The organism is Colwellia sp. SU-HH00943 (genome assembly GCF_057546125.1).
Genome location: NZ_BAAJLW010000001.1, coordinates 790,788 through 816,655 on the forward strand (window position 1 = coordinate 790,788; position 25,868 = coordinate 816,655).

Below are 25,868 nucleotides of genomic sequence, written 5' to 3' on the forward strand. Positions count from 1 at the left end.
CCCTTACCACCATTATTGTTGAAAAATTACACCACAATAATAGCCATTCAATTCCATCATTCATGTTGCTTATAATGAAAACTTTTAAATTAGCTATTTTTTTACTTTCGTTTTGCTCGTTATTACCATAGAATGGCGCCATGAAAACTTTTACACCTAGTTTCATAAAACCAAACACTATTTTAAAATTTGTCATACCTTAGGAGTGAATTTGCTATGACCGCCCAAGAAAGCTCAATTGATTTGTCACAATACGGCATTAACGATGTATCTGAAATTGTTTACAACCCATCATATGAGTTACTTTTTACTGAAGAGACTAAAGCTGGCCTTGAAGGTTTTGATAAAGGTGTAGTCACAGAGCTTGGTGCTGTTAATGTTAACACGGGTATATTTACCGGACGTTCACCTAAAGATAAGTACATTGTTCGTGATGACACTACACGTGATACTGTCTGGTGGTCTGATCAAGGTAAAAATGATAACAAACCAATGACACCAGAAACTTGGTCTGAGCTTAAAGGTTTGGTAACAACTCAGCTTTCTGGCAAACGTTTATTTGTCGTTGACACCTTTTGTGGTGCCAACGAAGACACTCGCTTAAAAGTACGCTTTATCACTGAAGTTGCTTGGCAAGCTCATTTCGTTAAAAATATGTTTATTCGTCCAAGCGATGAAGAGCTGAAAACTTACCAACCTGATTTCGTTGTAATGAATGGTGCTAAAACCACAAATCCAAATTGGCAAGAGCAAGGGTTAAATTCTGAAAACTTTGTCGCATTTAACTTAACCGAACGTATTCAGTTAATTGGTGGAACTTGGTACGGCGGCGAAATGAAAAAAGGTATGTTCTCGATGATGAACTACCTACTACCGTTAAAGGGCATAGCTTCTATGCACTGTAGTGCTAACGTTTGTAAAGACGGTAATGTAGCGGTATTTTTCGGCTTGTCTGGCACAGGAAAAACAACGCTTTCTACCGACCCGAAACGTCAATTAATAGGTGATGATGAGCACGGCTGGGATGACAACGGTGTATTTAACTTTGAAGGGGGTTGTTACGCTAAAACCATCAAGTTAAGCAAAGAGAATGAGCCTGACATTTACAATGCCATTCGACGAGATGCTTTATTAGAAAACGTGACTGTAGCAGAAGATGGTACTATAGATTTTGATGATAATTCACGTACAGAAAACACTCGTGTTTCTTACCCAATTCATCACATTGATAATATTGTTAAGCCAATTTCTCGTGCAGGCCATGCCAATAAAGTTATCTTCTTAACAGCTGATGCGTTTGGAGTACTACCACCAGTAGCGAAGTTAACACCTGAGCAAACTGAGTATTACTTCTTATCTGGGTTTACAGCAAAATTAGCAGGTACTGAGCGTGGTATTACAGAGCCAACACCTACTTTCTCAAGTTGTTTTGGTGCAGCTTTCTTAAGCTTACACCCAACACAATATGCTGAAGTATTACGTAAACGCATGACCAATGCAGGTGCTGAAGCTTACCTAGTCAATACCGGCTGGAATGGCACAGGAAAGCGAATTTCAATTAAAGCAACCCGCGCTATTATCGATGCGATTTTAGATGGTTCAATTGACGATGCAGAAACGACTGTAATACCAATGTTTAACCTTGAGGTACCTAATGCAGTTGATGGTGTTGAAGACGGTATTCTTGATCCAAGAAATACCTATCAAGATGCTAGCGAATGGCATAATAAAGCGGTTGATTTAGCGAAAAGCTTTGTAAGTAACTTTGATAAATTCACCGATACTGACAACGGTAAAGCATTAGTTGCCGCAGGCCCACAGGTTTAATAAAGCCACTAATTTTAATTAATGAAACTAAAGCCGTATGTGTTATCTACATACGGCTTTATTGCATTTAATAGTCACTCAATATTATCTGTTCGACACTAAAGCTAGCATTTAAAACTTCAATGGCAAACTCACTTTCGCTTGTAAGCCACCAGAGACTTTATTTGAAAGTTCTACACTGCCACCATGCGTATCAACAATACGCTTAATTATTGCAAGCCCTAAACCACTCCCTTCAGTACCTCGCGCTTTATCTCCTTGGGTAAAAGGTTGGAATAAACGCTCAATCTCTGCATCAGGAATACCTGAGCCATGATCACTAACAATAATATAAGCACTGTCACTTGCTTTATCGACACCCGTCAATACTTCAATATCACCGTCTGTGTAGCGGATAGCATTTTGTATTAAATTAGCTAAAGCGCGCTTAATCGCTACATGACGTAATGGAATTTTAGGGCAGTCACCAGTATTTAGCTGGATATTCCGATCACTTGGTGTTTCTACATGTATGACTTCTTCGACTAATAAATTTAAATCGCCTAATTCCGCTTTATCTTTAGAGTCATGACGAATGTAATCAATAAATTGATCAATGATATTATTCATATCATCAATATCATTCTCAATGCCTTCTTTTAAAAACTCATCTGCCTCTGACATCATTTCACTTGCCAAACGAATACGTGTTAATGGGGTGCGTAAATCATGAGAAATACCTGCCATCAATAAATTTCTATCATCCTCTAACTGTTTGATACCTTTAGACATATGATTGAAAGCTTGCGTTACCGCCATAATTTCAGAGGTGCCATGTTCGGTTAACGGATCAGGAAAGTCACCACGGCCCACATCTTCAGCTGCACGTTGTAGTGATTTTAATGGCCTATTTAATTGTCTTACAAATAACCAGCCACCAACAACACTCAGTATGCCAATAATCCCTAAAAAGAAAATAAGCGGTGAAAAGTTAGCTTCCTCTAAACCAAGTAAAGGAATTTTAACCCATAAGTTGGGTGCTTGCGGAGGGCGAATCCAAAAGAGATACTCATCTCCCTGCGATATTCTTACTTCTGCTGGCCCACCAAGTAATGCTGACATTTGCTCACTTCGATACGGGTAGTAACCCGCTGAAGCTAAACCCAGCTTTAATGCGTCTCGTTCACGATACACACCAATACCTGTTTCCCGATGAAAAGCTTCCGCCATTTTAGGGCTTAAACGAGCGTCCTTAATATCAATAAAAACAACACGTACTTGCTTTGCTAATAATTGGTTAATTTGCTGTTGATTAGGTTCAATAACATACAAGGCAAAAGAGATATACGAAACAACTTGATTCACAAATAGCAAGAAGCCAATCAGTAATACAGTTTGCCCAAAGGCACTACGGGGCACTATTTTCATATAAACAACCTAAAGTACGCGACGAAAGTCCCAGCTACAACCACGCATACTAAACTGCAGCACCGTCTGGCACAAAAACATAACCTAAGCCCCAAACTGTTTGTAAATAACGAGGCTTCGCAGGATCTTTCTCTAGCATACGGCGTAATCGTGACACTTGTACATCAATACTTCGTTCCAGCGCTGAATAATCACGACCACGGGCGAGGTTCATCAACTTATCACGAGATAATGGCTCACGAGGATGAGTCACCAAAGCCTTTAACACGGCAAATTCACCACTGGTTAATGGCATACTGATATCTCCTTTAACCATTTCACGGGTGGCAAGGTTTAATTGGTATTCACCAAAGCTGATATTATTCTCTTCTAGTGACGGTGCACCCGGAGCCTCTTGAACGCGACGACGTAGTACTGCTTTAATGCGTGCTAATAACTCTCTCGGATTAAACGGTTTTGGCATGTAATCATCGGCACCAATTTCTAAACCAATAATACGATCAACCTCATCACCTTTAGCTGTCAACATCACAATAGGTAAGTTATTATTTTGCTGACGTAAACGACGACAAATAGAAAGTCCATCTTCGCCTGGCAACATTAAATCGAGCACAAGTAAATGAAAGTTTTCACGCTCTAGTAACCTGTCCATTTGCTCTGAGTTTGCTGCGCTACGAACCGCAAACCCTTGTTCAACTAAATAACGCTCGAGTAATGAGCGTAAACGCATATCATCATCAACGACTAAGATCTTTTGTGTTTCTTGGGTCATAATAAGCCCTTAATATGTTTAGAATTTGGCTGTTAAGTTAAAACAACTATAAGCGATATCACAACACTTTAAAAAGCACGAGACGTAAATATCTCGGGCTATTTGTTACAATTTATGAATAGATACGAATTATGTTACTTATTCTAGATATTGAATAGCTTGTTCGGTGACACATTGCGTAAAACTTTTTTTGCGTTCACTGCGAGATAAAGACAAAATAGCTTTTTTAACCAAGGCCATTTTTTGTTGTTGTTCGGCTTTAGGTAAATGCGCTAATTGGTCATGAAAACAACCTAACAAACCAAAATTGAGTGCTACCTCAGATTGCATATTATCATCCCCAAGACACAGAGATAACTTCTCAGCTAACAGGTTTTTATCCATTTTTGTAATCAGATCATTGAGTTGATAGTTAACGGGATCAACTTTACGCTTTTTATTACAGGCATAGAATATATCAGCCACAGCAACAACAGGAATTAATTCCTCATGCTGATGACTAAACTTTTTCTTTAACCACGCATTATGTTCAGGTGTCGGCTGAGGCGCTTTAGCATTAGTCGAAAAGGCTGTTACGGGTAAAGAGGTTACCAGTAAAAAAAGTACGACAATGAAAGGGGTTGGAAATATTTTCATTAACAAACCTTAGCTTACTTTTCCTAAATTTAGTAATCAGTAAGCTAAGTATAACCTTTATAACTAAAGATTCTAGCTACTTGCTACTTGCTACTTGATGTAAGTGAACATCACGTTGAGGGTAAGGAATGCTAATACCCTCTTTATCAAATGCTGCTTTCACTTTTTCCATCATGCCAAAGTAATATGGCCAATAATCATCAGCATTTACCCATGGGCGTAAGTATAAATTAATAGAGCTGTCACCGTGCTCACCAAGCCAAACATCAGCAGGTTGATCAGTTAAGGTTCTTTCATCAGCTTCTACTAAAGACATTAAAATAGCTTTTGCTTTAACTACATCGTCATCGTAACCAATACCGAAAACGAAATCGACACGTCGTGTACCTTCAATATTAATGTTTTTAATACAACCATTAGATAGAGGGCCATTTGGAATAATAATACGTTGATTATCTGGCGTTTTTAAAATGGTATTAAAGATTTGAATCTCTTCAACCCCACCAAGGTAACCTTGAGCTTCAATCACATCACCCTTTTTGAAAGGGCGGAATAATAAGATTAAAACACCGCCAGCGAAATTCGCCAAGCTTCCTTGCAATGCTAAGCCAATCGCTAAACCAGCAGCACCTAACATAGCAATAAGTGATGTAGTCTCAATGCCTATCATTGACGCAAAGATGATAATTTGAATGGCTTTTAATACTGTCGTTAAAATACTCAACAAAAAGCGATGAAGGGTTACTTCAACAGCTTTCTTTTTAAGCCCTAACTCAACCAAACCAACAATTTTACCAATTAGCCACTTACCAATAAAATATACAACAACCGCTAAAATAAACTTGATACCGAACTGCAAGCTCATTTCACCAACCATTTGTGCATAACTTTCTATTTTTTCTATATCAACTTCCATATACATACCTTAAGGGTTAACATTTTTTTTACGATTGTAACGACTTTTTTTAAACCTGTAAATTTAAACTAAAAAGGTGAACACTATTATTTTTCGAAGACACCAAGCCATCATTTTCATTTCCTTAGGCTAAAAAAACCAATACAAAAACAAAATAAATAGCTACCTAAACTTCATTTTTCACATCGAAAAAAAATTTTAATCTATATTTGTTTAATCTATATCAAAAAATAATACAAATAAGAACCGATATCATTTACATTTACAATTTCTGCGTTTAAAATACCGCCATTCTATATAGACAAAAAAATAATAAAATTTTCATTTCTACAAGGTGATGGTGAAAAAATGACTTTTAAGAAAAATGCTCTAGTTCTAGCAATAATAACAACTTTAACAGCATGTGGTGGATCTGGTGGTAGTGATAAACCACCCGTAGAAGAAACGCCAAATACAGCGCCAACCGATATTAGCTTAAGCAATACAAGTGTTGACGAGAATAGTGTTGCTGCCGTAATCGGCACACTTTCTGCGACTGACGCCGATAGCGGAGATACGTTTACTTACACGGTTGATGATGAGAGATTCGTTGTATCAGGCAGTGAATTATCACTTGCTGCAGAGACGAGCCTTGATTATGAAGCCGAGCAAACAATTGATGTCAGCGTAACAGTTACAGATAGCAGCTCAAATACTTTCTCAAAAACACTAACGATTGAAGTTAATGATTTACTAGACACCTACACTTTTGCCAGCAAATTTATCGAAGGTGATTCATCTGTTTCATATACTGGTCAAACAGCGCGTCATGTACTAATCGCTGAATTAAACCACTATATTGGCAATCAATTAAAAGCCGACTTAGATGACGGCACGTTAACAACACGTGATGCTGTAATTGCTCAACTAGATAAATACTTCCGTACCACAGAGCTACAATACGATAACTTCCCAATTACCTTTATCGACGATGCTAAACAAGGTTTTATTACCGATATTTCAGGTTCTCACAAAAACCTCGTAGGCAAGTTAGCCGGTAATGATACTGGCGGTCAGGAAAAAGATTGGAATAACGGAGATTTCGCTGGTTGGGGCGCTACAGGTTCAATCACTCCTACTGAATTAGTCGACCTGTTTTTTGGTCAATTAGCTGATAATGCTGAGCAACACTTAAATGGTGTAGTACGTCAATCAGTTACCGGCGATGACATTACCGAAGTTTACCTTAATGAAGACGGTACCGATCTTAAACAATTAATCCAGAAATTCTTATTGATGGGTATTACCTACTCACAAGCAACGGCCGATTACTTAGGCGAAGATACTGACGGTAAAGGTTTAACTACCGATAACATTTCACAAAGCGGTGGTACTAATCCTTACTCAACTTTAGAACATCAATTTGATGAAGGCTTTGGTTACCTAGGTGCAACAGTCGATTACCTAGCGTATAACGACTATGAAATTGGCGCTAAAGTAACCTCTGACGAAGAAGGTCGCAGTGACTGGAACGGTATGCATGACACTGATGGTGACGGACTATATGACCTGACTTCTGAAGTGATTTTAGGTAATGCTGCTAATGCTGCAAAGCGTGACTTAAATACTGCAAGCAATACTATGCCAACAGACTTCACTACCGATATTATGGAAGCATTTTTAGCCGGCCGTAATATTATCAATGAAAATGCAGGCATGGCGTTAACTGAAGCACAAATGACTTCATTGATAGAACAACGTGATATTGCCGTAGATGCATGGGAAAGAACCATAGCATCAACTGTTATACACTATATCAATGATACGCATGCTGATTTAGATGATTTTGGTACAAGTGACTTTAACTATGTTGATTTAGCGAAACATTATTCTGAATTAAAAGGTTTTGCATTAGGGTTACAATTTAATCCTTATTCAAGCATTTCAGATGCAGACTTTGAGCAGATTCATACATTAATTGGTAATATGCCAGTACTTGATACCGCAGATAATGTCGCGGCTTATCAAGCTGATTTAATTACTGCTAGAGATATTATTCAAGCAGCTTTATCTTTTGATGCAGAGAATGTACAAAACTGGTAATGTATCAATAGCTTAAAAATATTGATACAAGTATTAAGCTTGAACTAGCAATAGTTCAAGCTTTCGTCGTCTTAAGGGTTTATTTTTGTGTTCTATTTAAGAAAAAAATTACTGTCAGTTATGACTTCAAGTTGTCTGTTGCTTATGGCTTGTAACCAAGACACTAGCTCAACAGCTGGTGATGGTTATGATCAAAAGAAAGATACAGACACAGAGTTTAACCAACTCGCTATGATCACAGCATTAACAGACAATGTTGTCACGCCAACGTTTGAGAGCTTTTCAGTACAAGCTGTACAACAGTCTAGTGCGGTTACTGATTATTGTACTGCTGAGCAAGCATTTCAAAATCTAGAAATAACACAAGCTGAATTAACACTAGCCCATGAAGCCGCCCAAACTCAATGGCGAAATACCATGGATATTTGGCAGCAAGCTGAATTAATGCTACTTGGGCCTCTACAAGACGACGATGGCTCACTGCGCAATAAAATATATTCTTGGCCAACGATTAATAACTGTGGTGTTGATTACGATGTTGTTTATTTTCGTGAAGGTATTGTTAATGGCAAACCATACGATATAACACTGAGAACGCCTTCAAGAAAAGGTTTAATCGCATTAGAATATTTATTATTTAACCCTAATCTTGCCCACAGCTGTGAAGCAAGTTCAGCGCCTCCTATCTGGGATACCCTCACTGAATCTGAACAAAAACTTGCTCGTTGTAATTTTGCTAGCGAAGTAGCCAATGACATCAGTAATAATGCTAACCACCTGCTTGACTTATGGTTAGCTGATGATGGCTATGCTGCTAAATTAAAACAAGCCGGCGGTGTTGATAGTGAATTTACCACAGAGCATGATGCGGTTAACCGTCTTAGTGATGTTATGTTTTACTTAGATTCATCCACTAAAGATGGCAAATTAGCTGAGCCATTAGGTTTAGTTGCCAATGAATGTGGCTCACAAGCCTGCCCTGATGCAGTAGAGTCCAAACATAGTAATCACTCGCTCACTAATATCCTTAACAATTTACTGGGTTTTGAGAAACTATTTACCGGTGAGACTGGGCTAGGTTTTGAAGAGTATTTAATTGATGTTGGCGATGAAGAAACCGCCAATACCATGAGTAATGATATTACTAATGCAATTGCAGATCTTAACGCCTACGAACAATCTTTAGCAGAAACCCTCGCCAATAACCCTGAGCAAGTAGAGCAAACTCACGCTGAAATAAAAAAGGTAACCGATAAACTTAAAGTAGACTTTATTAACAGCCTTGCGCTTGAACTGCCACAAACTTCAGCGGGAGACAATGACTAATGATTACTAAAAAACAATACCTTAGTGCGATCATTACCATGAGTTTGTTTCATACCGCTATTGCCAATGAATCAACATCAGATGATGAAAAAAATAATGCAGCAGCAGCTTTAACAGAAAGAATTCAAATTATTGGTCACAGCAATAAATTAAGAAAGGAATCAGGCTCAGCGACATTAATCAGTGAAGTTGAATTAGAAAAGTTTAAATTTGATGATATCAATCGGGTGCTTTATAACGTCCCCGGCGTAAATATTCGCGAAGAAGATGGCTACGGCTTACGACCCAATATAGGGTTTCGTGGCGTCACACCTGAGCGAAGCAAGAAGATTTCTGTGATGGAAGATGGTGTCTTAATTGGCCCAGCGCCTTACTCTGCACCTGCCGCCTATTACTTTCCTATGATGAGTAAAATGACTGCCATAGAAGTATTTAAAGGGCCTTCAGCGATCAAATATGGCCCTAATACGGTTGCAGGCGCATTAAACATGACAACACGGGCAATCCCTGAGTCAGGTGAAGGTGCTATCGACTTATCCGCTGGTAGTGATGGTTTTGCAAAAATCAGTGCTCATTACGGTAATACTAATGGTAATTTTGGTTATTTAATCGAAGCAAACCATTTAGAAGCTGATGGTTTTAAAGAACTTGATGGTGGTGGTAAAACCGGCTTCAACAAAGATGATGTTATGGTGAAACTACAATATGACTTGAGTAGCCAAGACGTCATGCAATTAGTGGAATTAAAATACGGTTATTCAGATGAGCTATCCGATGAAACCTATTTAGGGTTAACCGATGATGATTTTGCCAATAATCCCAACCGTCGTTATGTAGCTAGTCAAAATGATTTAATGGATTGGGAGCATCAACAATTACAATTAAGTCATTATATTAGCTTTGATAACACAGATATAACCACCCGTATTTATCGTAATGATTTTGAACGCTCATGGTATAAAATCAACGGTTTTAAAAATGGTATTGTGCACCGTGATCTACAAGAAATTTTAGCTAATCCTTATGATGAAGTTAATGCTCAGTTTTATCAGGTGCTGACAGGTCAACGTGACACTCAAAGAGAGTATGAAAAAATTATCTTAGGTGATAATCACCGAGAGTATTACTCACAAGGTATTCAAAGTGAGCTTAATACTTCATTGGCCTTATTTGGTTTGAAGCACAAATTTAATCTTGGTGTTCGTTTTCATCAAGATCAAATTCAACGTTTTCATACTGAAGATGCTTACTTAATGCAATCAGCAACGTTAGTAAGTGATGGTTCTGAAACAGTTGCCACCACAACCAACCTTGAGAAAACAGATGCGCTAGCGGTATTTTTACAAGATACCATAAGCTTAGATAAGCTCGATTTAACCTTTGGTATCCGCGGCGAATATTTTGACTCGTTATATCAAAACAAAGCACCAGATAAAAACGATGATTGGCTGAAAAAAGAAAACAGTATTTGGTTACCTAGTGTCAGTGGTTTTTATACCATCACTGATAATGCTGGCTTATTTTTTGGTATTCATGAGGGTTTTATTCCAACCAGTCCTAAAGAAAGCCCAGAAATTAAGATAGAAAATAGTATTAATTATGAACTTGGTGGTCGTTACAATAACGGCAATAGCCAACTTGAAATAGTAGGCTTTTTCAATGACATTAAAAACCTAAAAGAAAGTTGTACTTTTTCGGCAGCTGCCAGTTGCTCTGATAATTTAGATGAAGAGTTTAATGGTGGTAAAGTAGCTGTTATAGGGCTAGAGCTTAGTGCCAAGCATAATATCTCTCTGGATAATGGTTTAGAAGTGCCACTATCACTCGTTTACACCTATACAAATTCTGAATTTAAAACTAGCTTTGAATCTGACTTTCCTATGTGGGGAACAATTACCAAAGGTGATGAGTTGCCTTATTTGCCTGAAAATCAGCTAACATTTAATGCAGGTTTACTGGGTAATTCATGGGAAGTTAATCTCATTGCTCGCTACATTGATAGCATGTTAGAAGCCTCTGGCGACGATGTAGTATTATCAGGAGTAACGACTGATGCTTATATTGTGCTAGATATAGCCGCAAGTTATGACTTCAACAGCTTCGGTTTAGTCTACGTCAAAGTTGATAATGTACTTGATGAACAAGAAATTATTAGTCGTCGCCCCTATGGCGCTAGACCTAGCAAGCCTCAACAGTTACAAGTAGGATACAAATACAACTTTTAGTGTCGGTTTTATTACTTAACAATGAAGGCAGTATAATAACGTGTACTGCCTTATTATCATAAGATGAACCCCGTTTATGCTCGATTTTTTATCCATTAATCTAACCGAACTATTAAGCTACTTTACCGATGCTAATAAACGTATTTTTTGGATTTACATCGCTTCAGCTATTGTTTTAGCACTCCCCGTATATTGGCACGCATTTCCCAACCATTCAGTCGTCGGTTTTTTCGCTTACCTTTTCCCTAAAAAAGTTTATACCTCTCGCTCCGCTAGACATGACTATGCATTACTGATTATTAATAAATTAATAAAAGCAGCGCTATTCCCATTTATCATTTTAACCATGGCTCCGCTCGCACTTGGGATCACTTCTATTCTAGAATTTGCTTTTGGCCCTGCTAATTTTATTGCATTACCGGCAGCTACTATCACGATAATTTTTACGGTATTTTTATTTTTAGTTGATGATTTTACTCGTTTTGGCTTGCATTATTTACTGCATAGAATTCCTTATTTATGGGAATTTCATAAAGTGCATCACTCAGCAACAGTATTAACACCCTTTACTATTTATCGCTCTCACCCAGTAGAGAGTTATCTCTATGCTTGTCGCATGGCTTTAACGCAAGGCATAGTGGTTGGTGTGTGTTATTATTTTTTCGGACCAACCTTAAAAATGATGGATATTTTAGGGGCAAATCTCTTTGTATTTTTATTTAACTTTTTTGGCTCTAATCTAAGGCATAGTCATATTCGCTTAAGCTTTGGCGATACTATTGAGAAATGGTGGTTAAGCCCTGCACAGCACCAGCTGCACCATAGTAATCAGCCAAAATACCACCATTCAAATTTTGGTACGGCCTTAGCAATTTGGGATAGAATATTTAACTGTCATAATCTCGCATCATCGGTCAAAGAAGTTACCTTTGGTCTTAAACACCAAGATTTAGATCACTCCACATTGCGTAATATATACGTTCAACCCTTTGTGTTATGTACTAAAAGAATACGTAATAAAATGGCGAATACAATGCAAGCTAAAACTAAGTAAGTTTATGGGAAACTAAAAACATGATTAAACTCCGTGATTTAGAATACCTAGACGCTATTGATACCCACAAGCATTTTGGTAAAGCGGCCGATGCATGCTTTGTCAGCCAACCGACTTTAAGTGGCCAACTAATGAAGCTAGAAGATCAACTTGGCTTGCAACTGGTTGAGCGTCATAGAAAAAATGTCATGTTAACGCCAGCGGGCAATCAGCTAGTTAAAGATGCACGCAAGGTATTATTAGCGGCGAAAGACTTTGAATTGTCAGCCAAAGCCTTATTAGATCCCTTATCCGGTGATTTACACATTGGCTTAATCCCAACCCTAGCGCCCTATTTATTGCCTCATATCATGTCTTCATTGAATCAGGCACTACCCAATATTAATTTTTTCTTGCATGAGAACCAAACTAAGGTTTTGTTAGAAGAATTAGACGAAGGTAAGCTTGATATTCTGATACTGCCTTATCTAGAAGATATGCACAGTTTTGAAAGCTATCACTTATTTAATGAACCCTTGATATTAGCTACGCCTATGAATCACCCTTTAGCGCATAAAGAAACATTAGAGCTAGGTGACTTGCAAGGGGAAAAAATTCTTACCCTCGCTGATGGGCATTGCCTAAAAGATCAAGCTATGGGTTATTGTTTTGCTGCCGGCGCTCGTGAAGATAATAGTTTTCAAGCTACCAGTTTAGAAACTTTACGCTATATGGTTGCCAGTAATTTAGGTATCACCTTATTACCTGCATTAGCTATCGAAAACCACGCAGAAAATGACAATATTAAATACCGCACCTTTAAAGTTCCACAGCCCACTCGTGAAGTGTCTTTGCTAATTCGCCCCAATTACTCTCGCCTAGAATGCGTCAATACCATTATTAACAATATAAAAGCCTCCATCAATAAAGTTTATCCTGCATAGCTTTTATCAATGTAGTTTTATCTATTTAATTCTACCTTTTATAAGTAACTGATAAATAACGATTTATTTGTGAATGTTTAGACTGAATAGTATTACTCACACATAACGATAGAAAAAATCTATCAAAATGATAAAAACAATCGATTATACAAATCAAACTCCTCGATTTATTATTACCTCGACTTAAACAAATACACTTTAAAACTAAATAGGAGTTCATTATGAACCAATCAATTATCAACACGACAATTAAGCCTTTTAACGCAACTGCTTTTCACAATGGTGATTTCATTGACGTAAGCGAAAAAGATCTTGAAGGTAAATGGTCTGTATTTTTCTTCTACCCTGCTGACTTCACTTTCGTATGTCCAACTGAATTAGGTGACATGGCTGACCATTACGAAGAGTTACAAAAAATGGGCGTTGAAGTTTACTCAGTATCAACTGACACACACTTCACTCATAAAGCTTGGCATGATGCTTCTGACACAATTAACAAAATCAAATACCCAATGATTGGCGACCCTACAGGTGCTATTACTCGTAACTTTGGTGTAATGATTGAAGAAGACGGTTTAGCTTTACGCGGTACATTCGTTGTTAACCCAGAAGGCGAAATCAAAGTAGCTGAAGTACACGACCTAGGTATTGGCCGTAGCGCATCAGAATTACTACGCAAAATCAAAGCTGCTCAATACGTAGCTGAGCACGATGGTGAAGTATGTCCTGCTGCATGGCAGCCAGGCGCTGACACACTAGCTCCATCATTAGACTTAGTAGGTAAAATCTAAGACTAAAAATTAAGAGTACGTATTAAATGGCCACAATCAGGTGGCCATTCCACTCTCCAATTTTTTCATCGTTTAGAGGTCATTATGTTAGACACAAATTTACAAGCACAATTAAAGAACTATTTACAAAATTTAAAAACACCTGTTGAGCTAATCACCTTTACCGATGACAGCCCAAAAGGCAAAGAATTAAGCACATTAGTAGCACAAATAGCGCAATTATCTCCTCTAGTTTCAGTTGTTGAAGGTGAAGATGACAGTGAGCGTGTACCTTCAATGTTAGTACGTGGTACAGCAACGAATAGTGAAATGCGTTTTGCTGGTATTCCAATGGGACACGAATTTACCTCATTAGTAATGGCATTACTTCACAGTGGCTCTCACCCGTTAAAAATTGAGAAAGAGGTGATTGAGCAAGTTCGTAACCTTGAAGGGGAATACCTATTTGAAACTTACATCTCACTTAGCTGCCAAAACTGCCCTGAAGTAGTACAAGCGTTAAATATGATGGCGGCTATTAACCCGCAAATTAAACACGTAATGATAGACGGCTCGTTATTTCAAACTGAAGTATTTGATCGCGATATTATGGCTGTACCAACTGTATACCTTAACGGTGCACAATTCAGCCAAGGCCGTATCTCATTAACCGAAATTTTAAACAAAGTAGACAAAGGTGCTAGCCAACGTCAAGCAAACGCCATAGCTGAAAAAGATAACTTCGACTTCTTAGTCGTTGGTGGTGGCCCTGCAGGTGCCGCAGCAGCTATTTATGCAGCACGGAAAGGTATTAATACTGGCTTAGTTGCCGATAGGTTTGGCGGACAAGTCAGTGACACTATGGCCATTGAAAACTTTATATCTGTTAAAGCCACGGAAGGCCCTAAGTTAGTGGCAAGTTTAGAAGAACATGTGCGTGATTACGATGTTGATATTATGAATAACAACAAAGCGAGTAAAATCTCACGCAATGAAGAAACAGGCTTAGTTGAAATCTCGCTAGAAAATGGTGCGCTACTTAAAAGTAAATCGGTTGTATTAGCCACAGGTGCGCGCTGGCGTGAAATGAATGTACCTGGCGAGCAAGAGTATCGTGGCAAAGGTGTTGCTTACTGCCCACACTGTGATGGCCCTTTATTTAAAGGTAAACCCGTTGCCGTAATCGGTGGTGGTAACTCAGGTATTGAAGCTGCAATTGATTTAGCAGGCATTGTTGAACATGTTACTGTTTTAGAATTTGCTGACACCTTACGTGCAGACGAAGTACTAGTTAAAAAAGCACAATCATTAAGCAACATTACTATTATTACTGAAGCACAAACTACAGAGGTTGTAGGCGACAGTAAACGTGTTACTAGCTTAAGTTACCTTGACCGTAAAACAGGTGAAAACCATAGTATTTCGTTAGCTGGGATTTTCGTTCAAATTGGCCTAATGCCAAACAGTGAATTCCTACAAGGTAGCATTGAATTAACTAACAGAGGCGAGATCATCACCTCAAACAAAGGTGAAACGTCAATGGAAGGTGTATTCGCTGCAGGTGATGTTACTGACAGCCCGTATAAGCAAATTATCATTGCCATGGGCAGTGGCGCAACTTCAGCGTTAGGTGCTTTCGATTACTTGATTCGTCAAGATAGCTAAACCTTTTCAAACGGCTAAACTGGCTTTATTCCCGTAGTGCTAGTTTAGTCGCTCCCTAACTCTTTTCTTTAAAAGCTCTTTCTCCCTAATTACTGTTAAGTGGGTAATTTTCGATAACTGCTCAATTGTCATTAAATCAGCATTTCGAGCATAAATACTTTACAAATCAACCTTAAATTCAGGCTATTAATTCTTTGACGTAGCTTTCTTAACACCAAGCTGAGCTAAATTATTTGCCATATCTTCTGCCGCAGTTTTAGGTGAAATATCTTCATCAATTTTAATAATTTTACCTTCTTTAGAGATATAAAAAGTCACTCGACTGGCAACATTCATAAAATTTAAAACATCATAAGCTTTTGCTGTCTTTCTTGTGGGATCACTTAACATTGGAAAGTCGGCACCTGTTTTTTTGGCAAAGTCACGATTATCATCTAACGGATCAACACTAGCCATAAAATAGCTAACATCAAATGCTCTAATTAAATGGCCTTGTTCGACTAATGACTTACATTCAATAGTACAACCTCTAGTATTTGCCATAGGGTACCAAGCAATAACCACCGCTTGTTTATTGAGGTAATCACTAAGTTGATAAAACTCACCTGTTGTTGCTTGTAGTTTAAAGTTAGGCGCTATATCCCCTACTTTTAAATCAGTCGCGTGAGCTGAACTGGTGATAAAACAAAGTGTGCATAAAACGATTTTTAATAACTTTATCATAAAGAAATAACCTATAGTTGAGAGAATAAGGAGCTACTTATCAGTATGTGTAGTTTATACGCTCTTTTAATTAAGTGCTTTGATAATTGATACAAAAAAGTGCGAAGTAAACAGCTCAAACAGTAACAGCAAGCATACGGTCTATGGCTAAAGTATCAATCTTATTCATGACGAGTCACATTTTAAGCATAAAAAAAAGGAGCCTGAATTAAGGCTCCTTTTTATTGTCTTTTACTTAATAAACCTATTAAGCTTTTTGACGAGACCTTGCTAAGCCAGCCAAAGCTAAGCCAAATATAGCCAGTGTTGAAGGCTCAGGTATTTCAGCTTCTACAATATTAATTGAATGACTAATACCATAATCTGCATCATAAAAGCCAACATAGTCAGACAAACCAAACTCAGAAACATTAAAAGCAAAGTTACCAAGATCATTGGCAATAAAACTTAGTTTGCCTAAATCAAGTACAGTATCCGTTGCTGCAAAAGGTGCTTCAAAGCCCCAAGTGCTTAAACTGTATGTCCATTCATCAAACAACACATCATAGTCAACCAGTGTAAATGGATCTGCATTGGCGTATTGTGCAGGAAGTGATTCCATATCAAAGCTTGCTTTATCTTCTGAGAAACTAAAATAAGCATATGCATCAAAATTCATATCCAGTAAGCCACCCAAAGGTGCGCCGGCATCATAACTTAGATTGATGTTAATGGTGTCGCCAATTTCATAAGTGTTGGCATCGGCATCTATTATCAGCCCAGCATTACTTTGAAAACTCATCAGGCATAACATTGATAACATATATAATTTTTTCATTTTACTACTCCTAATCTATTATTCAGCACAACGAGTACGTGTACATAAATTTCTTAATTGACTAACATCGCTTTGGTGTACTTTACCGTCACCATTAAAATCAAATTCTGGTCTGTGCAATTCAGGGTTACGCATTGCACGAACGAAGTAAGAAATATCTTTTCTATCAACGTCATTGTCACCATCAAAATCACCTAATACGCCATATACTGGATCATTTGGAAAGTCATCAATAGCGTCATCAACACCGTCATTATCATCATCAGGGTCTAATGAATCAGCAATCCCGTCTAAGTCAAAATCACCTTCAATGCTTATTGGAGAAATGGCTTCTAGGTTTTGTACACCATTAGCTGTCGTACCAAAACGCGCTGTCAGTAGGTAATAATTACCGTTAGTAAGTTGTTCTGATGCGGTTAACCCAGCTAATGATATGACAGCTGTCGATACGCCATTTTGCAATTCAATAATGCTAATATCGTTAGCCGTTACCTCATTAACGCTCTGACCTTCTGGCGTCATTTCAACAAGCTTGTATTGCATACCTAAGAATTGATCAGTCACAAAGTTATCAGTGCCAGCTTCAAAGTAAGTGATTACTTCTATTTGACCACCAACAATGTAAGTTTCTGATGTATACAAGCTGGCATCATTAAGCGTTAATGATGGTGGAATAACCTCCACCGGCTCGTCTGCGATTAAGGCGGTGAACGTTACGGTATCACCAAACCACATCCAACCATTACCACCGGCTGAGGTTGCTTCAATACGAACTGTATGAGTACCTGCGGTTATATATGTCGCCTCCGTTAACACGAAGTTATCAAATATTCCTTGGTTACCTGTAAATACCGGCACTTCTTGAATAGCTTCACCATCAACATATAACGCTGCTTGTGAATTGGTGTTTTGACTAGAAGCCACCATTTCTATGCGATAAAACCCATCCATTGGGAAGTCGATATAATAATCAACCCAATCGCCATTTTGATTACTATCGGTTACCGTACGACGGTCAGTTGGGATACCTCTCTCGCCAATAGTAACACCGGCAACACGACCACCTGTTGCATCGAACGATTCTGCTTCAATGGTAAATGACTCACCATCAAGTAGTTCACCCGGCTCAGTAGGCTCTTCTGGTATAACTGGCTCTTCTGGTTCCGTTGGCTCTTCAGGCTCTATAGTGACTTCACCAATCATAATTGGCGAAACATTCGGTAGTATTTGTGTGCTGCCGTCTGACGATTTAAAGCGTGCGGTTAAGTTATAATAATGACCCGAATTTAATGCGTCACTGGTTGCTAGTTGCCCTTGGCTAGGGTGTACTAAAGGCAAACTAACATTCACTGTACCGTTTTGAAGATCAATAATACTCGATTCACCGACAACAACTCGCTTAACTTGCGAGCCATCAGCACGTAATTCTTGTAAAACAACAATTAAACCACTGGTTACACCGCCAAATGAACTCTGAGCGACGGTATTACCTGTACCCGCATTAAACGACACGGTTAGATCGATATCAGTACCTTTACCGTAAACGGTATTTAAATATTTACTTACGTTGTCTAAGGTAATTGATGGATCACCTGGTACTTCTGGATCTGTCGGCTCTTCCGGAGTGGCTGTGCTAACAATACTAATTGGGTGTACGCCGGCAATTTTGTAAATTTCACCGTCAGTTGAATTAAATGACGCAAATAAGAAGTAAAAATTGCCCGCAGGTAACTCTTCTGATGGTGTTAAACCAACCAGTGGGAGCGTTGCAGTTGCCGTACCTGATGTTTTACCTATGGCACTGGCATCAAACCCGATTACATCATTCACTAAGTCCCAGTTTGAGGTCATTTCGCGTAAGAAAAACTTAACGCCACCTTGTGCTGAGGTTACCGTTTGGTTATCACCGGCATCATAGTTTACAGATACGCTAATACTTTCACCAACCACATAATCTGTGGCTAAATATTGGCTGCTATTTTCTAACGTCAATGAACCTGTTGCCGGTATTTCAGGGTCAATAGGCTCTTCTGGCTCAGTTGGTTGCTCAATAACTGGCGCAAGATCTGGTGATAAACTGCTTAGTAAAATAAAACTCATTTTATCGGCATTCCACTGCCATTTAGCATCAACACCAATACTCTGAATACGAATGGTGTGAGTGCCTGGTGAAGCAATTACTAAGTTATTACTAATAACGTTACTTTGCATTACATCCCAGTCGCCGGTTGTTGCTATGTCAGCACTACCTGCTGATTGACCATTAACAAATACCTCAACACCATTGCTTGGTGCGGTTGGTGTACCAGCATCTAAGATTAAGCGATATACACCAGCATTAGTGAAATCAACTTGATATTCAGCCCAATCGCCAGATTGGTTATTGTTAATACCTACAGCGCTAACATCGAAGCCACCATAGGAACCACCCGTATTAGCCATTGATTCAGCTTCAATGATAAAACCTGATGCAGGAATTGACTGAGATTCAATAACATTAACAATGATATTACTTTGGAAACCGCCATCACTAGATGTTGCCGTGATAGTCGTGGCTCCAGCAGATACCCCTGTGATTAAACCATTATCATCCACAGTCGCAATAGTGTAGTTATCTGTTTTCCAGTTAATGTTTTTATCTGAGGCATTCGCTGGGATTAAGTTAACTTGGGCTTGAAAACTGCCAGGTAACACAATAACCGCATTGGTTGGTGTTTCAATTGACGAAACTGGAATACTAGTAACTTCAATGCTTGCTACATCGCTGATACCACCATCAACTGTGGTTACAGTAATATCAGTTACACCAGCACTAATAGCGGTAACAACACCGTTACTATTAACCGTTGCTACAGCCTCATTTGATGAAGACCAAGTAACGCTTTTAATTGTAGTATTAAGTGGTTCAATATTGACACTTAAGGCAAGTGTTTCATTAAGCGCTAACGTAGCATCGTTAATACTTAGTTCAACATGCGTTGCTTGAACGGTAGTGACATCCACAACATGAGTAGCAACTAATACCCCTTCTTGGGTACTAACACTAATTGTTGCTGTACCAGGCCCTGTACCTGTTACTAGGCCGTTTTGGTCAACTGCAGCAATTTTCACATCAGAACTAGTCCAATGTACGGCTTTATTATCGGTATCTAGTGGGAACAGATCTACGCTCAAGGCAATAGTGTTTTTATATAAAACGTTATCTTCGCCTGAGATAGAAATGTCGCTAGCCGTTATACAAGGATCACATGCTTGCGGCTGACTTCTTGATAATGCTTGCTCAGTTTCCCATGTAGATAAACTGATCGCCGTAAATGTTCGAGCCGACGCAACCGATGCGGTAATAACATTATTTTCTTGTAAAATTTCTAACGGCACAGGAATTTCAATTAAGTTTAATGAAACACTGCTCTCATCAACTTCTGGTCCCATATAATCATAATGCTCCGTCATAACGCCACTGGCATTCGGGTTAATTTGGGTTGGAACAGCTAATGTATGTCCGTTGAAAGTAAAGGTGTTGTTATTGGGTTTAGCAGCATGGAAAGGATAAAACTCAGCAGCGATTCTTAATGTCGCTTCACCATTGGTTGGTACAACAACATTATTAATTTCACCTGTCATGGTGTTACCAGTAATTCTATGTACTTGGCCTTTTGCAGCTAACCCTTTACCAGCACCAGCTAAACTTTCACCATAGTATTTTTTCTCTTGCATGGTAGAAGTGATTGAAACATCGGCATTATATTCAACATCTAAGATGATGGTAGAACCTGGCTCTAACGTTACTGACTCCGGTAAGTTTGTTAATGTTGTTTGAGCTAAAACTGGGCGACCTAAATTCGTAGGACTTAAGCCTTCAGCCAAGTATGAGTGCTTAATTTTAACACTTTTAACGGTATTACCATTAGCCCCCATAAATGCTAAATCAACAGGAATATCGTACCATTCCAAGTTATTTAGAATCAGATAAGTGTGATTACCATCAACATAAGCATCAACTTGCACATCCGGATCACTTGAATGGGTATCAATACGCGTACCTTTTACATCCGACCATAATTCATACCACTGTATTTTATCGGTTACGTACCACTGGGCATCATCATAATTGGCAGAGAGTGCTTCATCAGTGTGCATTAATGCGGCTTCATAGCGAATAGCTTCGCCATCAGGACCAGTGAGTAGACCCCATTTTCCTTTAATTGGCGCAAATGGCATTGATTTTACCACTTGAGCTGGGCGTCTTAAAATTTGCATAAACATTTGGTTAAAGGTTCTTAAATGTAACCAATCTGAATAGCGATAATCGTTTGCTAAAAATTCTAGCTTGCCATGTTTTGAGGCAATAGCACCGTATTCTGAAATAACCCATGGTTTTATATTTTCAGCACCATTGACTTGTGCATCATACCATTCAACCATATCTAAGATGGCTTCGGTTTTCATACCACGACGGAAGGTACTTCCTTGACGTGGATTGTCACCTAATTGTGCCCAGTCATATAAATGCAGAGAGTAAAAATCCATGTTTTCACCCGAAGCATCCATAAAACCTTTCCAAATAGCATCCCACTGGAAATAGGCATCATCTTGCGTTGCCCAGTATTGTGAACTGGTGATTGCTTGTAAAAAGTCTTCTAGTTCACCGGGTTCATAAGAGTAACGATTACGAACAGCTTTTTCTTGTGTTGGAAAGCGCTCTGATAGATCAGGCTTTTCTAAATCGTGTAAACCCCAAGTCATACCGCCAATTAAAGGGCGTTGATCTTCAGGGAGCTTACTTTTAATTTCGGCAGCGACTAAATTATGATATTCAAATAGCTGCTCAAAGCTTGACATAACAAAGGTTCGGCCAACGTTAATGTCCATATCAGGTTCGTTTATTACTTCCCAATATTTTGGCATTAAAACACCGCTTGTTTCGCCATCTTTGCGGAAGAATTGATCAAGATATTCACCCACCCATTCGGCGCCATCGGCAATATCGCGAAGTATATATTTTCCGGCTTCATCGTCTTTACCCGCGAGATCTTTGGGCCAATATGACTGCGTTGGAAATGGGCCATGAGGAGTAATACCCATAATCATTTCATCACTACGGGTTTCATATGCACGAACAGATTCAGCTAAATTATCGTACATGTTATCTTTGTGCCATTGACCAAAGTTAGTTAGGTCAGCAATATGAGGTTTACCCGGATTTTCAGGATCTTGTCCTGTGGCTTTAAATATCCATGAGGCCATACCGTTATCACGACCAAAATAGACATCGAGATCGTTCATTAGGTAATTCATGGTGTCAGCTTCACCATGCCAATCGGTTTCAGTAAGGGCTGAATGAACGGTGATATGTTTTTTACGATTGAAGTCAGATACACCTTTAACTTCATGTTTTGTGTCTAAGTTAATATCAACTTTTACTTGAGCTGCTATTGTCGATGTTGAGCTAATACTCAACGCGGCCAATAGTGCCACCCCTCTATATAAATTCATAACTCTACCTCTTATCTTTTTTATTACTGCGTTATGTCTGTACGTTACAACTAATAACTTTATTTTGATTACAGTTTATTGTTAACAATATAATGTAATCGTTATACACCAACAAAACAAGTCTACAGCGAAATTATTAGACTTATTTTTATACAATTTTATTTAGGAGAAACATAAACCCCTTGAAATACAATGAACTGAAACAAGACCTTTAATTGGGCATTAATACCATTTTAGAAATGCCACTTTAAAAATAACAACACCACAAGATGTAATCACAATACAGATGTAAACGGTTTACATAATTGCAGTACTATAATAAACAAGGGTTACTGTGTTGTTCTAACAGGGAAAAGGGCATTTTATTTGCCAATGAAATTGGGTAACGAGATATAGTCTTTTGCTATTTTTGATTTTTCACATAGAATAATTGCTCCTATTAAGTGATCTGAATTTTTATTCATGCCAACCATAAAAGATGTTGCCAATCTGGCTAATGTTTCTGTTGCAACAGTTTCAAGAGCATTAAACACACCTGATAAGGTCGCTATTGCTACTAAAAAACAAGTGGAAATAGCGGTCAACCAACTTGGTTTTGTGCTGAATGCAAACGCCCGCGATCTGGTCACTAACGCATCGCAAACAATAGGTGTTGTACTTCCCTATTTATCCGATCCATTTTTCGCCGTTATTGCACATACCATAGAACAAACAGCGAGTGATTTGGGGTTTAAGGTGTTAATCAATACCGGCTCACAAAATGGGGAGAAAGAGTTAGAAGCTATCAATCGGTTACGGGCAGAGCGTTGTAGTACCATCATTGTTCACAGCCGATCACTTTCAAATGAAAAGCTCATCGAATTAACCTATGCAGTTAAAGGCTTAATTTTACTTAATCGCCATATTCCAGAGATTAGCTCACACTGTGTTTGGTTTGATAACCATGCCGGTGGATATTTAATGGCAAAACATCTATTTGACTTAGGTCATCGAAATTTTGCCATGCTAGCCAGTAGCAAAGAATCAGACAATGAAGCAAAACGTCTTGCGGGTATACAACAGTTTTTATTGGAAAAGGATGTTTCGTTAGCAACAGAAAACATCATCACCACAGACAATGATTTTGACGGTGGCCAAAAAGCTATCACCGAGTTAGTGAGTCGAAAAATAGCCTGTACTGGACTATTTTGTTTTAATGATCAAATCGCCATTGGGGCTATCGCCAAGCTTAATGAATTAGGTTATCTTGTGCCTGAAGCGATATCAGTGATAGGTTTTGATGATTTACATTTTGCCCAGTTTTCTTCACCTAAACTCACCACAATAAAATATCCGATTGCGATTATGGCCGAAAAAGCCACTTTATTAGCCTTGTCGTTTAGTAAAGATCAACATTATTTTGCTAATCCAAACCGTGGTTATAAGTACCCCGCGATACTCGTAAAGCGGGATAGCACCTCAACGCCAGCAAAAATAACTAATCACATTAAAACACTATGACAACCATAAAAGATATCGCCTTAGCCGCGGGAGTATCCACCGCTTTAGTCTCAAGAGTGATCAATAATAAATCCGGGGTAAGTACTGAGAAACGAAAGAAAATTCAGCAAATTATGCTGGATATGAGCTACTTTCCCAATACTAATGCCCGCTCCATTAAGTATGTTGCTAAATCAGCTATTGGGGTGATTTTACCGGATCTGATCACGCCCTACTTTGCTTGTATGGTGCAAGGGATTGAAAAGGTCGCCTTAGCCCATGATGTGCAGCTGGTATTAAGTTCATCGTCGTTTGATCGCGATAAAGAGCTGGCAGCATTAGCAACACTCGTTGAGCACAGATATCAATCCATTGTTTTATTTAGCCCAACCATTAGTGACGATCAACTAATTTACTATGCAAAGAAAGTACCTGGCTTAACCTTAATAGATCGTTATATACCCGAAATTGCAGAGCGCTGCGTTTGGCTAGATGACTACTTCGCAGGTACCATGATGGCAAATTATTTGTTGCAACATCAGCATGAAAAAATTGCCATCATTGATTTGCCCCCCTCACGTTTAAATTCTTGTCAACGAATTAAGGGAGCGCTAGATAGCTTATCTGCCGCGAATATCATGCTCTCGCCAAGTATGGTAGAACTAAGTGATGGCTCTTTTGAAGGTGGCAAAGCGGCGGCATATAATTTATTGGCCTCTGGCCAAGAATTTACAGCGATTATCTGTCTCAATGATGCTACAGCCTATGGCGCAATAACCTTTTTACAAGAGCAAGGTATGCAGATACCTGAGGATATTTCGATTATTGGTTTTAACGGCTCTCTCTATAGTAAAATTTGCCGCCCAACCTTCGCCACGATTAATTCACCTGTAGCGAATATCGCCACAAGAGCAACAGAGTTAGCATTGTTATTAGCGAAAAAACCGCAAGCATTTATCGAGGTAGCTGAAAATAAATTTCAGCCAACATTAGTTAAAAATCAATCCGTACAGTGTGTGAAAAAACAGTAACTGCTAATATTCTCCGCAGCAATCATCAAAAAGAGCAAATTGATCAGCAAAACTCCTGCTAGCTAGCAACATACAATTATAATCAAATCACCTAAATAGCTATCTAACCTATGCCCAACTAACTGATAGTAATCTTAACTATCATTTAATTGCGACACTTTCATACCGATAAGACTATATTTGATCGTTGAAAACACATCGCTGGCATAAGCATTCGAGTAACACACTTCGTTAAATTCTCTTTCTGCCTCGCCAACATCACGAATTAAACTGTTGAGATAATCTTCTGTATTACTTACGACTTGGCGCTGACAAAACCGTTTATCTACAATTAAATATAAGGCGTTACTTACCGCAGTGGTGTTATCTTCATTTAAAGACTGTTGTTTCATCACAATATCGGTGAGTACGTCATGCAAGCTTATTGCAAATGGACTATCCGCTAGTTGATATTGTTTTTTGATTTTCTCCAAAATGACACTTCGTTGATGTAGGTGTAGGTGTTGGTGTTTTATCTCGGCTTCTCGTTGCTCGCTTTTCAACTGATGATCGTCTGAAAGTGACGAGCCTTCAGCTTCCTCCTCAACACAAGGCACCTCTACACCATCAAGACGCTTGCCGTTACATTTTACTTGCGTGCTAGGCCCTAACAATAAATTACAAACCCAATCGAACAAACTCATGTGGTATTCCCCTAAAAACAATGGCTCACCAACATA

The 25,868-nt window shown here is 38.6% G+C and carries 18 protein-coding genes; 10 read left to right on the forward strand and 8 right to left on the reverse strand.

What is annotated here, in order from left to right; translation table 11 throughout:
• Positions 1–216 precede the first annotated feature (216 nt).
• On the forward strand, positions 217–1,827 hold the full coding sequence (gene pckA / locus AC27GZ_RS03465; RefSeq protein ID WP_487093477.1) for a phosphoenolpyruvate carboxykinase (ATP): 1,611 nt from the start codon (positions 217–219) through the stop codon (positions 1,825–1,827).
• A gap of 111 nt (positions 1,828–1,938) precedes the next feature.
• Here pckA and envZ read toward each other — a convergent pair whose 3' ends face one another.
• The 4 genes from envZ to AC27GZ_RS03485 form a co-directional block, all read right to left on the reverse strand.
• Positions 1,939–3,234, reverse strand: a complete 1,296-nt coding sequence (gene envZ / locus AC27GZ_RS03470; RefSeq protein WP_487093478.1) for a two-component system sensor histidine kinase EnvZ — start codon at positions 3,232–3,234, stop codon at positions 1,939–1,941.
• A 49-nt stretch (positions 3,235–3,283) separates the two neighbouring features.
• Complete coding sequence (gene ompR / locus AC27GZ_RS03475) at positions 3,284–4,006, reverse strand: osmolarity response regulator transcription factor OmpR (protein ID WP_487093479.1); 723 nt, start codon at positions 4,004–4,006, stop codon at positions 3,284–3,286.
• 138 nt (positions 4,007–4,144) lie between these two features.
• Positions 4,145–4,642, reverse strand: a complete 498-nt coding sequence (locus tag AC27GZ_RS03480) for a hypothetical protein (RefSeq protein WP_487093480.1) — start codon at positions 4,640–4,642, stop codon at positions 4,145–4,147.
• 76 nt (positions 4,643–4,718) lie between these two features.
• Positions 4,719–5,558 carry a mechanosensitive ion channel family protein gene (locus AC27GZ_RS03485; protein ID WP_487093481.1) on the reverse strand — a complete coding sequence of 280 codons (840 nt, stop codon included), beginning with the start codon at positions 5,556–5,558 and terminating at the stop codon, positions 4,719–4,721.
• 348 nt (positions 5,559–5,906) lie between these two features.
• Between AC27GZ_RS03485 and AC27GZ_RS03490 the strand changes: the two genes are divergently transcribed.
• The 7 genes from AC27GZ_RS03490 to ahpF all read left to right on the forward strand — a co-directional run bounded on the left by AC27GZ_RS03490 (position 5,907) and on the right by ahpF (position 15,603).
• Positions 5,907–7,640, forward strand: coding sequence for a DUF4856 domain-containing protein (locus AC27GZ_RS03490; RefSeq protein ID WP_487093482.1), 1,734 nt, complete (start codon positions 5,907–5,909; stop codon positions 7,638–7,640).
• 144 nt (positions 7,641–7,784) lie between these two features.
• Complete coding sequence (locus AC27GZ_RS03495) at positions 7,785–8,966, forward strand: imelysin family protein (protein WP_487093483.1); 1,182 nt, start codon at positions 7,785–7,787, stop codon at positions 8,964–8,966.
• Positions 8,966–11,191, forward strand: coding sequence for a TonB-dependent receptor family protein (locus tag AC27GZ_RS03500; RefSeq protein ID WP_487093484.1), 2,226 nt, complete (start codon positions 8,966–8,968; stop codon positions 11,189–11,191). Before AC27GZ_RS03495 ends, AC27GZ_RS03500 begins: the two co-directional genes overlap by 1 nt.
• A 76-nt stretch (positions 11,192–11,267) precedes the next feature.
• A complete protein-coding gene (locus AC27GZ_RS03505) occupies positions 11,268–12,245 on the forward strand; it encodes a sterol desaturase family protein (RefSeq protein WP_487093485.1) in 978 nt (325 codons plus the stop codon).
• A gap of 20 nt (positions 12,246–12,265) precedes the next feature.
• Positions 12,266–13,168: a DNA-binding transcriptional regulator OxyR gene (gene oxyR, locus AC27GZ_RS03510; protein WP_487093486.1), complete on the forward strand. Its 903-nt coding sequence runs from the start codon at positions 12,266–12,268 to the stop codon at positions 13,166–13,168.
• 221 nt (positions 13,169–13,389) lie between these two features.
• Positions 13,390–13,959: an alkyl hydroperoxide reductase subunit C gene (gene ahpC, locus AC27GZ_RS03515; protein ID WP_487093487.1), complete on the forward strand. Its 570-nt coding sequence runs from the start codon at positions 13,390–13,392 to the stop codon at positions 13,957–13,959.
• An 84-nt stretch (positions 13,960–14,043) separates the two neighbouring features.
• Positions 14,044–15,603, forward strand: a complete 1,560-nt coding sequence (gene ahpF, locus AC27GZ_RS03520) for an alkyl hydroperoxide reductase subunit F (protein ID WP_487093488.1) — start codon at positions 14,044–14,046, stop codon at positions 15,601–15,603.
• 186 nt (positions 15,604–15,789) lie between these two features.
• On the opposite strand, the gene AC27GZ_RS03525 is transcribed toward ahpF, so the two are convergent.
• The 3 genes from AC27GZ_RS03525 to AC27GZ_RS03535 form a co-directional block, all read right to left on the reverse strand.
• Positions 15,790–16,326 carry a peroxiredoxin family protein gene (locus AC27GZ_RS03525; protein ID WP_487093489.1) on the reverse strand — a complete coding sequence of 179 codons (537 nt, stop codon included), beginning with the start codon at positions 16,324–16,326 and terminating at the stop codon, positions 15,790–15,792.
• A 247-nt stretch (positions 16,327–16,573) separates the two neighbouring features.
• Positions 16,574–17,143: a PEP-CTERM sorting domain-containing protein gene (locus AC27GZ_RS03530; protein WP_487093490.1), complete on the reverse strand. Its 570-nt coding sequence runs from the start codon at positions 17,141–17,143 to the stop codon at positions 16,574–16,576.
• 18 nt (positions 17,144–17,161) lie between these two features.
• The gene (locus AC27GZ_RS03535) at positions 17,162–22,639 is read right to left on the reverse strand and encodes an Ig-like domain-containing protein (protein ID WP_487093491.1); all 5,478 of its coding nucleotides are present in this window, start codon (positions 22,637–22,639) and stop codon (positions 17,162–17,164) included.
• 462 nt (positions 22,640–23,101) lie between these two features.
• Here AC27GZ_RS03535 and AC27GZ_RS03540 point away from each other — a divergent pair, with 462 nt between their 5' ends.
• Together AC27GZ_RS03540 and AC27GZ_RS03545 are read left to right on the forward strand one after the other, a co-directional pair.
• Positions 23,102–24,139 (forward strand): LacI family DNA-binding transcriptional regulator, encoded by a 1,038-nt coding sequence (locus tag AC27GZ_RS03540; RefSeq protein WP_487093492.1) that lies wholly within the window; start codon positions 23,102–23,104, stop codon positions 24,137–24,139.
• Positions 24,136–25,149 (forward strand): LacI family DNA-binding transcriptional regulator, encoded by a 1,014-nt coding sequence (locus AC27GZ_RS03545; protein ID WP_487093493.1) that lies wholly within the window; start codon positions 24,136–24,138, stop codon positions 25,147–25,149. Before AC27GZ_RS03540 ends, AC27GZ_RS03545 begins: the two co-directional genes overlap by 4 nt.
• A 134-nt stretch (positions 25,150–25,283) precedes the next feature.
• On the opposite strand, the gene AC27GZ_RS03550 is transcribed toward AC27GZ_RS03545, so the two are convergent.
• Positions 25,284–25,832 carry a hypothetical protein gene (locus AC27GZ_RS03550; RefSeq protein WP_487093494.1) on the reverse strand — a complete coding sequence of 183 codons (549 nt, stop codon included), beginning with the start codon at positions 25,830–25,832 and terminating at the stop codon, positions 25,284–25,286.
• Positions 25,833–25,868 lie beyond the last annotated feature (36 nt).

Bases quoted from the DNA above. Each gene is read 5' to 3' on its own strand.
- AC27GZ_RS03525 (WP_487093489.1), bottom strand. From the start codon at position 16,326: ATGATAAAGTTATTAAAAATCGTTTTATGCACACTTTGTTTTATCACC.
- AC27GZ_RS03485 (WP_487093481.1), bottom strand. From the start codon at position 5,558: ATGGAAGTTGATATAGAAAAAATAGAAAGTTATGCACAAATGGTTGGT.
- oxyR (WP_487093486.1), top strand. From the start codon at position 12,266: ATGATTAAACTCCGTGATTTAGAATACCTAGACGCTATTGATACCCAC.
- ahpC (WP_487093487.1), top strand. From the start codon at position 13,390: ATGAACCAATCAATTATCAACACGACAATTAAGCCTTTTAACGCAACT.
- AC27GZ_RS03480 (WP_487093480.1), bottom strand. From the start codon at position 4,642: ATGAAAATATTTCCAACCCCTTTCATTGTCGTACTTTTTTTACTGGTA.
- envZ (WP_487093478.1), bottom strand. From the start codon at position 3,234: ATGAAAATAGTGCCCCGTAGTGCCTTTGGGCAAACTGTATTACTGATT.
- ompR (WP_487093479.1), bottom strand. From the start codon at position 4,006: ATGACCCAAGAAACACAAAAGATCTTAGTCGTTGATGATGATATGCGT.
- AC27GZ_RS03500 (WP_487093484.1), top strand. From the start codon at position 8,966: ATGATTACTAAAAAACAATACCTTAGTGCGATCATTACCATGAGTTTG.
- AC27GZ_RS03540 (WP_487093492.1), top strand. From the start codon at position 23,102: ATGCCAACCATAAAAGATGTTGCCAATCTGGCTAATGTTTCTGTTGCA.
- AC27GZ_RS03495 (WP_487093483.1), top strand. From the start codon at position 7,785: ATGGCTTGTAACCAAGACACTAGCTCAACAGCTGGTGATGGTTATGAT.
- pckA (WP_487093477.1), top strand. From the start codon at position 217: ATGACCGCCCAAGAAAGCTCAATTGATTTGTCACAATACGGCATTAAC.
- AC27GZ_RS03550 (WP_487093494.1), bottom strand. From the start codon at position 25,832: ATGAGTTTGTTCGATTGGGTTTGTAATTTATTGTTAGGGCCTAGCACG.
- AC27GZ_RS03535 (WP_487093491.1), bottom strand. From the start codon at position 22,639: ATGAATTTATATAGAGGGGTGGCACTATTGGCCGCGTTGAGTATTAGC.
- AC27GZ_RS03530 (WP_487093490.1), bottom strand. From the start codon at position 17,143: ATGAAAAAATTATATATGTTATCAATGTTATGCCTGATGAGTTTTCAA.
- AC27GZ_RS03490 (WP_487093482.1), top strand. From the start codon at position 5,907: ATGACTTTTAAGAAAAATGCTCTAGTTCTAGCAATAATAACAACTTTA.
- AC27GZ_RS03545 (WP_487093493.1), top strand. From the start codon at position 24,136: ATGACAACCATAAAAGATATCGCCTTAGCCGCGGGAGTATCCACCGCT.
- AC27GZ_RS03505 (WP_487093485.1), top strand. From the start codon at position 11,268: ATGCTCGATTTTTTATCCATTAATCTAACCGAACTATTAAGCTACTTT.
- ahpF (WP_487093488.1), top strand. From the start codon at position 14,044: ATGTTAGACACAAATTTACAAGCACAATTAAAGAACTATTTACAAAAT.